Annotated in this window: 1 protein-coding gene; it reads right to left on the bottom strand. The window is 38.1% G+C overall.

Going from position 1 to position 609, the window contains the following annotated elements:
- Positions 1-27 precede the first annotated feature (27 nt).
- Complete coding sequence (locus GOU96_RS18095) at positions 28-567, bottom strand: hydrolase (RefSeq protein ID WP_324702112.1); 540 nt, start codon at positions 565-567, stop codon at positions 28-30.
- Positions 568-609 lie beyond the last annotated feature (42 nt).

Below are 609 nucleotides of genomic sequence, written 5' to 3'. Positions count from 1 at the left end.
TTGAGGCGTTTGTTATAAGGTGGATAACTACTTAATTAGATTGAGTATTCCTTTAAACTCTGGCGCTCGACAATCTTTAACCAGTTCATAAAGACTCATTTCTAAACCTGTTATTTCAACACCAGCTCCTGCTAGCTTTGTAATTGCTAGCTCCTTGTTTGATGCATCACGTGAAGACACGCAATCACTCACTAAATGTATGTTGTAACCTAGATTTTTGAGATGAATAGCCGTTTGATAAACACATATGTGAGCTTCGATGCCACATATTAACCAAGAAGTTTTATTCGATTTTTGGATAGTCTCGATGAAACGAGGCTCACCACAAGCATCAAAACTGAACTTGCTAATCGGTTGTTGATTACTCAATAACACTCTGAGCTCTTCGATGGTTTGACCTAATTTATCTGGATTTTGCTCAAGCCAAACTATTGGCAATCCTAGCAATTGAGCTCCTTTAATTAGTTTTATGCAATTTGAAACAAGCTCATTACTGTCAGAAACCAATCGAACCAACTTGCCTTGAATATCAACGATAATCAGACCAGTATTTTCCTTGTCAAGCATACAGACTCCTTTGCTAAACCACCTTATAACGCCCGCCTAAGG

Source organism: Vibrio sp. R-1 (assembly GCF_035615595.1).
GTDB classification, from domain to species: domain Bacteria; phylum Pseudomonadota; class Gammaproteobacteria; order Enterobacterales; family Vibrionaceae; genus Vibrio; species Vibrio cholerae.
The sequence above is the reverse complement of the archived record's forward strand: the minus strand, read 5'-3'. Positions and strand labels throughout refer to the sequence as shown.

Excerpts from the sequence above, each read along its gene's own strand:
- GOU96_RS18095 (WP_324702112.1), bottom strand. The coding sequence starts at position 567 with ATGCTTGACAAGGAAAATACTGGTCTGATTATCGTTGATATTCAAGGC.